This is a genomic window from Spirulina sp. 06S082 (genome assembly GCF_034932145.1).
Taxonomy (GTDB): Bacteria; Cyanobacteriota; Cyanobacteriia; order Cyanobacteriales; family Spirulinaceae; genus CCY15215.
Genome location: NZ_JAYGHV010000060.1, coordinates 1 through 10,080, shown reverse-complemented (window position 1 = coordinate 10,080; position 10,080 = coordinate 1). Strand labels below are relative to the sequence as shown.

Below are 10,080 nucleotides of genomic sequence, written 5' to 3'. Positions count from 1 at the left end.
AGTACGATTTCTTCTGTCACTTTTTGTACTGATGCGGCAATATCCATCTCCTTTTGCTCGATCTGGCTTTCCTTTTTGCGAGGAGGCGCACCAAAGAGGCGATGGAATTTCCGGTTGGTCATGGTCAATCCGGTGGCATAATTAAAGTAATCCATATTGAGCCGGAATGTCCCGTCATCCTTGAGATCGATGAGATAGTCGAGGATAAGATTCGTATATTTAGGGTCGCCGTAGGGGGCGAGTCCCATGAGTTTATATTCTCCGGAATTAACTTTAAATCCGGTGTAATAAGTGAAAGCCGAGTAGAGCATTCCTAGGGAGTGAGGAAAATCTATCTCCCATTGGGGAACGAGTTGATTATTTTCTCCCAACCAAAGGGAAGTTGTCGCCCATTCTCCCACAGCATCGAGACAAAGAACGGCGGCTGTGGGGAAAGGACTGGGGAAAAAGGCTGAAGCAGCGTGGGATTGGTGGTGTTCGCTGAAGAGAAGAGGAGGAAGTTCTTTTACTTTACAGTCCCCGAGGCGAGCCAGTTCTTTTTTGAGAACGGTTTTTAAGTATAATTTTTCTTGCAACCATGCAGACATGGCCGTGAGAAAAGACCGAAACCCCTTGGGGGCATAGGAGATATAGGTTTCGAGAAGGCGTTCAAAGGTAATGAAGGGTTTTTCGTAGAAGACAATATAATCGAGTTTTCTGAGGGGAATAGCGGCGGTTTGCAAACAGTAGGCGATCGCCTTACCCGGAAATCTGGCATCATGTTTTTGGCGCGAAAATCTCTCTTCTTGCGCTGCGGCGAGGATTTGCCCTTCGCGGATGAGGGCGGCGGCGCTATCGTGGTAATAGGCGGAGATTCCGAGGATGTGCATCTGGCGATCGCAAAAGGCTAATTGATTTAATATCCTAGCAGCTACAGTTTAAGTTGCGATCGCTTCTATCGTTTCGCCCTGGGTAAGCGTATACTCGGAGAAAGCAGATGTTCTATTCATAAACAAGTAGGTTGCTTTTTAGAGCGGAATTAATCTAGAGTGAATTCGTAATTCATAATCTAATTACTGAATGATAGAAGTTGAGCATCTCAGTAAAATCTATAGTGCGACCCCAGCCATTCAAGATGTAGATTTTTCCGTTGAAGATGGGGAAATTCTCGGGTTTCTCGGACCGAATGGGGCGGGGAAAACGACCACCATGCGGATATTGTCGGGATATTTACCTGCAACGTCAGGGACGGCAAGAGTGGCGGGATATGATGTTCACGAACAGTCAATGGAAGTTCGCAAACGCATTGGCTATTTACCGGAAACGCCACCGTTATATTTGGAAATGACGGTGGAGGGGTTTTTGCATTTTGTGGCGCGAATTAAAGGCATTTCTGCGGGCGATCGCGTCGATCGCGTCAATCTGGCTATTCAACGCTGCAATATTGAGGAAAAGCGCAAGATTTTAATCCGCAAACTCTCTAAGGGATTTCGCCAACGGGTGGGAATTGCCCAGGCGATCGTGCATAATCCTCCCGTGATTATTCTCGATGAACCTACGGTGGGGTTGGACCCGCGCCAAATTATCGAAGTTCGCAATCTGATTAAAAGTTTGGCGGGAGAACATACGATTATTCTCTCAACTCACATTTTACCCGAAGCCAGCATGACCTGCGATCGCGTTACGATTATTAATCGCGGTCGAGTGGTTGTCACGAATACCCCCGATAATTTGATGGGAGAATTAACAGGAGAATCAGGCTATGAAATGGAAGTTGAAGGCAATGTATTGCGGGTAAAACCGATTCTTAAAGCCATCTCTGGGGTGCGATCGGTAGAAATTAAGCCTTTTCCCGAACGCCCCAATCGTTCTCTTCTACAGATTACGATGGATAGTAACAACGAACTTGGACGCGATTTAGCCAGGGCGATCGTTACAAATGATTTGGGATTATACGAAATGCGTCGCACTCAAGCCACTCTCGAAGATGTATTTTTAGAATTGACGACGGAGGAAGAAGTTTTAGATTCTCCCCCGATAGAGGAAATGATCAATGATGAGGAATAAACTTATCAACTATCAACTATCAACTATCATCCCCCAACTATCAACTATCAACTATCAACTATCAACTATCAAAGGTGATTCTTCCAGCCAGTCAAAAATACGTTCTAATTGTTCGAGGCTGATCAAACCATATTGCCAGAGAATCATGGGGAAAGACCCAGAATCACGTTCAAAATAGCGTTGGGCGATCGCGATCGCATCTTGAGGTAAAGCCAATTCTTCGTGAAGAAAACGGATAAAGCGAGTATAAGTAGCGGGTTGCATTTTCCCACCTCCTGATTGAAAAAGATTGTTTGATTAAAGGTTTTTTATTAAAATGATTGAAGGCGGACAGAAATGAATCTGTTACCCCTTCAATAGGTTGTTTTGAGAAAAAGAAAACCGCCCAGAGAACTCTTTATTGTAATCAATCAAAAAACTCACACACAAAATATCTGAACTTAATATCTGAATTTAATTTTTGACAATTTCCTGTAAAGAAATAATCTTGAACTCGATGACAACCGAATTAGGGTTATTGTAGCCGACAAGAGTAAAACATTATAACAAAAATTCAGAAAATAACCAAGAAAATTTGAGTTAAAAAAATATTGTTTAATTTAAAAATTCAATTGTAACGCGATCGCCTATTTTGAGTTCTAATTCTTCTGCCCGTCCTCCCCGTAATTCAATCACGCGATCGATCGCCTCGGGGGGACCGTAAGCGGGACATTGAGAAGCAGGTTTATTGCAAGGGGGGACATTCGCGGCAATATACCGAATCTCGCCATCCTGCAAAAATACCATATCGAGATAAATACTAACGTTCTTCATCCAAAAACCAACAGGACGAGGCGGATCGAAAGAAAATAGCATCCCGCGATCGTCCGGTAAGCGATCGCGAAACATCAAACCAAGTGCCTGTTGTTCGGGAGTTTCGGCAACTTCTAATTGAATCGTTTCTCCCCCCATTCTAGCCGTAGCGCGAATTGGCAGCATTTGACCTTGATTTTCGGCGGTAACGGGTTGAGAGCCTTCAGAAGTCACAACAGGAACGCATCCCCATAAAAACAAACCCAGTATAACAACCCAGCCCAGTTTAAAAGGTTTCATCTGTCATTTCTCCTACATTTCTCCTTAAGTGTCTCTTAAAACATATCCCACGCCACGCACGGTTTGAATGAGACGCTTTTCGCCTTCATCCTCAATTTTAAGGCGTAGATAGCGAATATAAACCTCAATTACATTCGATTCTCCCAGAAAATCATAACCCCAAACATTTTCGAGAATTTGCTCCCGCGTCACCACCTCCCGAGGATGGGACATTAAATATTTAAGAAGTTCGTATTCTTTCATGGTCAGATCGAATTCTCGACCATTACGAATGGCGCGACGGGTGGTTAAATCCAAAATCAAGTTGCCAAAACGCAATTGTTCGGAGGACTGCTTGGGGGTTTGTAGATACAAATGAACTAGCTGTAACAAGATTTCCAAGCGATAGGGCTTGAGAATATAATCATCCGCCCCAGCTTCCAAACAGGCAATGCGATCGCTAACCGTCTCAGTTGCCATCAACATTAATACCGGAGTCCGATTGCCAATGGCGCGAAGTTCGCGGCAAAATTGAAATCCTGCTTCTCCGGCTTGAGTGCGATCGATCAGTACCATTGCGGGCTGGATCTCGTTAGCCTGTTGTAGACTTTTATCAACATCCGAGGCAATCTCAATCTCGTATCCCGCTTCCGTCAAATCTCGATAGATTTGCCGCGTACACTTTTCTTCGGGTCTCACCACGAGAATACAAGGAGAACGCTCTAAAATTACTGTTGCCATAAAAAAATCCTGAGTATAAATGCTCATTAGTCTTTCTACTTATAACATGACTGTAGGATTTGGCAACTGTTCCTGCTTGAGGGATTAAGGAAGTTCAACAGAAGTCGGCTTGGCAATATGAGGAAGTCCCCAACCGAGCTTTTCTCGGAGAATGCGGAAGAATTCTGGAGGCTGTAGGCGCATAAACTTGGCGGAATATTGAGCCTTTTCAATTTGTACCCGATCTTGGGGCAGGACGGCACAACCGCCATTACCATCCACTACCATAACCATTGGGTTAGGATTGGCGGGAAAAATTGTCACGATTTCTTGATTAGAAAAAACCAAGGCGCGAGAAGCCAGAGAATGAGGACAAATGGGAATCAGTTGTAATGCAGGAACCCCAGGGGTGACAACGGGACCTCCCGCCCCGAGGGAATAAGCTGTCGATCCTGTGGGGGTTGAAACAATGACTCCATCCGCAGCAATATCAATGGGGGCGTGACGACCGATTTGTACCTCGAAATGGCACATACTGGTTAGGGGTTCCCGGTGCAGTACCATTTCGTTTAAGCAGAGGGCTTCCCATAAAAGGCGATCGCTTCTGAAGATTCGCACGGCCAGCATGGTTCTTTCTTCAATTTCATAGTTTCCCGCGATCGCCTGTTCGATGGCTTCAGAGAGTTGGTTAACATAGGTTTCTGTGAGAAATCCCATGTGTCCCGTATTGACTCCTAATAAAGGAATCCCTAAAGGCGCAACCTGCCGAAATGCTGCCAATACGGTACCATCTCCCCCAAAAACAATACCAAAATCGATACTGTCATCGAATCCTGGGGGAACTAAATTATCGATGGGGGTGTGACAACTTGGGCTGCCAGGTTTAGAAAAGCCCAAGATACCGCCATAGCTCGATCGCAGCAGGACTTCGCAACCGCGATCGCGCAGTTTGGCTTCGATTTCACTGGCAATGCGACAAGCAGTGGGTTTGAGGTCGTTATAAAGAATGCCTACTTTTGGCACGGTAAACAATCCAGTTTGTTAACAAAGGGACAAAGGGAAGCGAGAATAATTGTGAGAATCATTAAGACTTGTTTTTAAAAGGAGAACGTTTCTTTTTTTTGCGTTCTTTTTCTTTTTCCTTTTCGTAACCAATTTCTTTTAATTTTTTCATAATTCGTGAAAAATATTCTTGGAAATATTCTTCTAGGGTGGTGGTTTCTTCGGGATTGAGGCCGAGAGTGGCATAAACTTCATCCATTGGTGCATCAAGGGGACTATCGCTGGCCAGCACTTCCGCAAAGGTTAGGCGATCGGCAACATTCCCTCCCCACTGGAAGAAACGCAAAATTCGCCGAATAAAACGTAAAACTGGCAATTTCAGTTTAGCGGTTTTTGCCGTTTTTCCGGATAAACGTTCGCACAGTTCGATAATTTCGTAAGTTCCCCAAGGGCGAGTTCCCACGAGGGGTAAGCTACAATTCTCTGTTTCTGGGACTTCGAGGGCGCGAATCGTAAATTTAGCAATATCAAGGGTATCTAAATAGGCGATCGGGGTTCCTTGTCCCGTCACCCAAACCACTTGATTATCTAAAATCGGAATGGCAAATTGTCCAATTAACCCTTGCATAAAACCACAGGGTTTTAAAATTGTATAGTTCAGTCCTGATTCTGCTAAGAATAGTTCCGTGCAGTGCTTAATTTTCATTAAGGGAACGTGGGGGAATTTCTCAGCGTTCAAGATTGAAAAGAAGATATAACGCTTAATTCCAGCTTTTTTTGCGGCTTGAATTAAAGCAACTTTCCCTTCCCAGTCTACTTGTTTGATACTTAAAGAGTCCGTCGCTTTTGCTGTTGCTGCATCAATAACAACTTCAATGCCATTCAGGGCTTCTGCTAATGTTTCCGGCTGGCAAATATCGCCATAAATGAGGTCGGCTCCCCATTCTTTTAAAAATGCTGCTTTTCTTGGTTTTCTGACCAAACAGCGAACCTGATGACCTGCATCAAGAGCGCGACGTGCGACTTGTCTTCCTAGAGTGCCTGTGGCACCGACCACCAGTACTTCCATTTAATATTTTAAAGGTATTTGTAAAGTTTCTATAAGATTTTATCAGAATTCGGCGATTTGTTCTCAAGCAAGGATTCAGGATGCAGAATTAAGGAGTGCGAGACAGTGTTGCGCGATCGCCTTTTCATCTGCTGCAAATTGGCTAGGAGAGACGGAAGTGACGGGAAAACGACTGGCTCGAGCGATCGCCTCTCCCTCGGAACCGAGCAAAATAAATTGGGGGGAAGTTTTTCCACCATAGACGGCAATGGACTTGACTTGCAAGGAAAATGCACCGGGAGTAAAGGTGGGGTTGAGGGCGCGATCGTATTCAAATTTACTGAACATGAGTTGAAGAGAATAAGTGCGTCGCGGCTCGAAGGAACTCGCATCTGTTAAGGTTTTAGCGCGAAATACGGGAATGAGTTCCTGAAAGGGAATACGGGGAGATATCCACTCATTGGCGACAGTATCGAAGGAATAGCAATAACTGACTCCATCCCATTTTCCCTCGCAACGAGCAATAAATTTGTAGCGTTTCCCGTCTCCTTTAACCTGTAATTGAATCCCTTCATAGTTCGATAAATCCAAAGGAGGCTGAAAATTGCGATGGCGCACAGAGGCAAAACCGCCAGAATTCGCTGTAGACACTGTTCCTGCAAAGACTGCAAACCCGTCGCAGAGACGTATATTACTTTCACTGACTCCCCCCATTACCACATCATCTACTGCCCCCCAACTTGCCAGCAAATCTTCATCAGGTTGGTTAAAATCAAACAGGGTTTTGATTCCTTTTGCACCTTCTCCTACTGTAGCTAAGGCAATAAGATTCTGTAATTTTTCTTCCCAAAGGCGATCGCCTTGTCCTTCTCCAAAACAACAGATAATGGCTTCTACTCCGGTTAATAATTCGGGTGTGAGGCGATCGCTAAGGGTGATTTTCTCATCGCCATCAAAGAGGGTTCCTCGGGAAATATCTGCAACCCAAACGCGCACGGGATAATTTTCGGTCAGAAGGCGATCGATAATAGGTTTTGCGAGGCTTTCCTTTCCAGCGACGACGAGAATGGCTGCAACGCGATCGCGCATTGAGGGGGAAACAGGTGTGGAGTCCATATTTGATAATTTATTTCTCAGTCGCGTTAGGCATTTAAGAAAAGGAATACCCTCGAAATAGGCGACGGTTTGTATAAAGCGACGAAAATCCCAATGTTCTTTTTTATTCATCATTCTTGTGTGGAAACAACCGATCGCGCATTGTAAAGACTCATGGCTTTTTCTAGTCCTTCTTTCAGACTCATTTCGATCGCGGCGATCGCCAGATCGATCGTTTCGGAAACAATCGGTTTTTCCTCGGGGGTAAATTTCCCCAAAACATGAGAAATTGTTTCTTTATCGGCAGTTCTTTGGCCGATACCGATGCGAAGACGAGGGAAATTTTGCCCTCCAATATGGGCGATCGCCGACTTAATACCATTATGCCCTCCCGCAGACCCCGATAAGCGAATTCGCAACCGTCCCACGGCTAAATCCATATCATCGTAAACCACTAATAATGATTCTGGTTCGAGTTTATACCAATCCATCACCGCACGAATGGATTCCCCCGAAAGATTCATATAAGTTAGAGGTTTCAGTAAATAAATTTTATGATTTCCTAAAGCGCGTCCTTCGGCAAAATACCCTTTAAAACGGCGGTTTTCCTGCCAAGACATTTGCCAGAGTTTAGCGAGATCGTCAAGGACTTCAAAACCAATATTGTGACGAGTTTTGTCATATTTTGCACCAGGATTGCCTAAGCCGATAATAAACTGAGGAATTGTACCCATATCAAGGAAAGCGATCGAGAAAAAGAATGCGGTAATAGGGTGTTGTTACAGATTAAGATAACACACCCTCTATCTAGACACGCGATCGCTCTGAAAATTTTTCTCGATTATGTTAAAGAGTTGGTTTATTCCAAGGTTAAATTAAGTTGATAAGAAGCGCGAAAGCAATGCAAACCTAAAGACAAGAAATTAAGCCCGTTAATTCCACAAGAATTTGAGATTGAGAGCCAATCCCGAAAGAACATTTTCTCCCATAAGCAGATCCGGGCGATCGAAAACAATTACAGGTTTACTTCGTTGGTAAACTTCCACTTTTTGATTCGGAAGGTCAATTAACCATCCTAACCGCAGTTGATTGTCTAAATATTCATTCATTTTTTCTCGTAACATTTCCATACTCTCCATAGGAGAACGCAGTTCCAAAACGCAATCTGGACATAAAGGAGGAAAAGTTTGTTGTTGTTCCAAACTTAAGAAATTCCAGCGATCGAGGCTGACCCAAGCTATACTGGTAGAACGTTCTGCACCATTGGGCAATTGAAAAACTGTAGACGAACCAAATACAACACCTAATCCAGTTTTTTCGTTCCAATTCACAAATTGTGCCAGCAGTTTTGCTGTATATTGTCCGATATTTCCGCCGGTAGGTGGCATGACAAGTAATTCTCCTTTTTCAGTCCGTTCTAAGCGAAAATTATGATTAACCCGTACAATTCCCGCAAATTGTTCTCGGGTAACTCTAAATCCGTAAGGTAGGTATAATGGAGCTAAATTCATGGTTTGTTACCTAGAATGTCTTCTCAATAATACCTTGATTATTATGCAAATAGTATCATCTCAGTCAATAAATAAGGTGATTTTCATCACACTAGGTATTTTTTCGATACTTTTAATATCAATTTTGCTTTGATTCAATCAATAGAATCGAAGATTTATTTCAATATTGTCGAGTGTAAGAAGTAAATTGAAGTTTTGTGAAAGCAATTTTAAAGAAATATAAAAAAGTCGATGCCAACATAGAGTAATAATGTTTGCATCGACTATCAGTAAAGATATTAATAGTTTTTGTGAGCTATGTAGCGTTGGCAAGAATAGATTTGGCCTCGAGTAACTCGATCGCGGCCTGATATTGAAGATCGCGATCGCCACCAACTTCCTGCAAAGAAATAGGCTCCTGGGCAACGATCTCATCGGGAGTAATACCTAACTTGTTAATATCGTGATGGCTGGGTGTTTCGTATTTAGCCACGGTAACGGCTAAACCGGAATCATCGGGAAGTTCAAAAAGAGATTGAATTAATCCCTTACCAAAAGTTTGTTCCCCCAATAATTTAGCGCGATGATTGTCTTGTAATGCCCCAGCTAAAATTTCACTAGCACTAGCGGAACCTTGATTAACCAAAACCACCAGAGGAGAATCCGTAATAGCACCGCGATCGGCATCAAAACTGCCCAACATTCCCTGGCGATTGACAGTATAAACAATAGGCGCATCATTGAGCCAAAGACGGGCAATTCCTACACCTGCTTGTAAGAGTCCCCCTGGATTATTCCGTAAATCGAGAATATAGCCCTTAGCACCGCGATCGCCCAAATCCGCGATCGCCTGAGCTAATTCTTGGGTGGCATTGGCGCTAAATTGGGAGAGACGCAAATAACCGATAGGAATTGTCCCTGTGCTATCGAGATTGGCGCTGACGGCCTTAAGCGTAATAAGATCGCGGACGATCTCTACTTTTTCTCCCTCGGTTTTCTCCTCGCGATCGAGGGTTAAAACGACACGAGTGCCAATTTTCCCGCGCATTTTCATCGCTGCTTCATCCAAAGATAAGTTTTGAGTGGAAACCCCATCAATTTCGAGAATGCGATCTCCAGCACGAATTCCCGCCCTTTCCGCAGGAGAACCGGCGATCGGGCTAATCACCTGTAGTTGTAGGGTTTGCGGTTCGAGATTAATTTGTACCCCAATTCCCGTCAATTCCCCCGAGGTACTCACCTGCAAACTGCGATACTGTTCGGGACGAAGCAAGCGCGTATAAGGATCGTCTAAACTAGCCAGCATTTCGTCAATGGCCTCATAAGCGTCTTCGCGATCGCGGAATGGATGCCGCAAATACCGTTGGCGCATAAACCACCAATTCTGCCCATTAAAGCTGTCATCAACATAAGACTGATTAACAATGCGCCATGCTTGCAAAAATACCTTCTGGTCTTCCGTAAAAGCCAACGCCTGGGGAGTCCAGACTAAACTCGAAACCAGCACCGCGATCGCCATCAACCATCCTAACCAAAACCTTCGTTTCCCCATGAGTCCTGCTTCACTAATTTTTTATATTCTAATCGGGGTGGGGAGGTGGGGGAGTT

Annotated in this window: 11 protein-coding genes; 1 reads left to right on the top strand and 10 read right to left on the bottom strand. The window is 44.2% G+C overall.

Going from position 1 to position 10,080, the window contains the following annotated elements:
* Nucleotides 1-869: carbamoyltransferase (locus tag VB714_RS06250; protein WP_323222254.1), on the bottom strand; the 869-nt coding region annotated here is incomplete at its 3' end.
* A gap of 190 nt (nucleotides 870-1,059) precedes the next feature.
* Here VB714_RS06250 and VB714_RS06245 point away from each other — a divergent pair.
* Nucleotides 1,060-2,046: an ABC transporter ATP-binding protein gene (locus VB714_RS06245; protein ID WP_323222252.1), complete on the top strand. Its 987-nt coding sequence runs from the start codon at nucleotides 1,060-1,062 to the stop codon at nucleotides 2,044-2,046.
* Nucleotides 2,047-2,100: 54 nt separating this feature from the next.
* On the opposite strand, the gene VB714_RS06240 is transcribed toward VB714_RS06245, so the two are convergent.
* The 9 genes from VB714_RS06240 to ctpA form a co-directional block, all read right to left on the bottom strand.
* Nucleotides 2,101-2,310 (bottom strand): DUF2949 domain-containing protein, encoded by a 210-nt coding sequence (locus VB714_RS06240; protein WP_323222250.1) that lies wholly within the window; start codon nucleotides 2,308-2,310, stop codon nucleotides 2,101-2,103.
* 330 nt (nucleotides 2,311-2,640) lie between these two features.
* The gene (locus tag VB714_RS06235) at nucleotides 2,641-3,138 is read right to left on the bottom strand and encodes a DUF192 domain-containing protein (RefSeq protein ID WP_323222247.1); all 498 of its coding nucleotides are present in this window, start codon (nucleotides 3,136-3,138) and stop codon (nucleotides 2,641-2,643) included.
* A 24-nt stretch (nucleotides 3,139-3,162) separates the two neighbouring features.
* On the bottom strand, nucleotides 3,163-3,858 hold the full coding sequence (gene nblR / locus VB714_RS06230) for a response regulator transcription factor NblR (RefSeq protein ID WP_416309619.1): 696 nt from the start codon (nucleotides 3,856-3,858) through the stop codon (nucleotides 3,163-3,165).
* An 84-nt stretch (nucleotides 3,859-3,942) separates the two neighbouring features.
* On the bottom strand, nucleotides 3,943-4,860 hold the full coding sequence (locus VB714_RS06225; RefSeq protein ID WP_323222241.1) for an NAD(+) kinase: 918 nt from the start codon (nucleotides 4,858-4,860) through the stop codon (nucleotides 3,943-3,945).
* Between the two features lie 61 nt (nucleotides 4,861-4,921).
* Nucleotides 4,922-5,908 carry an SDR family oxidoreductase gene (locus VB714_RS06220; protein WP_323222239.1) on the bottom strand — a complete coding sequence of 329 codons (987 nt, stop codon included), beginning with the start codon at nucleotides 5,906-5,908 and terminating at the stop codon, nucleotides 4,922-4,924.
* 75 nt (nucleotides 5,909-5,983) lie between these two features.
* Nucleotides 5,984-7,117 (bottom strand): CIA30 family protein, encoded by a 1,134-nt coding sequence (locus VB714_RS06215; RefSeq protein ID WP_323222238.1) that lies wholly within the window; start codon nucleotides 7,115-7,117, stop codon nucleotides 5,984-5,986.
* A complete protein-coding gene (gene pth / locus VB714_RS06210) occupies nucleotides 7,114-7,716 on the bottom strand; it encodes an aminoacyl-tRNA hydrolase (protein ID WP_323222236.1) in 603 nt (200 codons plus the stop codon). Before pth ends, VB714_RS06215 begins: the two co-directional genes overlap by 4 nt.
* A gap of 198 nt (nucleotides 7,717-7,914) precedes the next feature.
* Nucleotides 7,915-8,493, bottom strand: a complete 579-nt coding sequence (locus tag VB714_RS06205; protein WP_323222234.1) for a Uma2 family endonuclease — start codon at nucleotides 8,491-8,493, stop codon at nucleotides 7,915-7,917.
* Nucleotides 8,494-8,788: 295 nt separating this feature from the next.
* Nucleotides 8,789-10,024, bottom strand: coding sequence for a carboxyl-terminal processing protease CtpA (ctpA, locus tag VB714_RS06200; RefSeq protein ID WP_323222232.1), 1,236 nt, complete (start codon nucleotides 10,022-10,024; stop codon nucleotides 8,789-8,791).
* Between the last annotated feature and the right edge of the window lie 56 nt (nucleotides 10,025-10,080).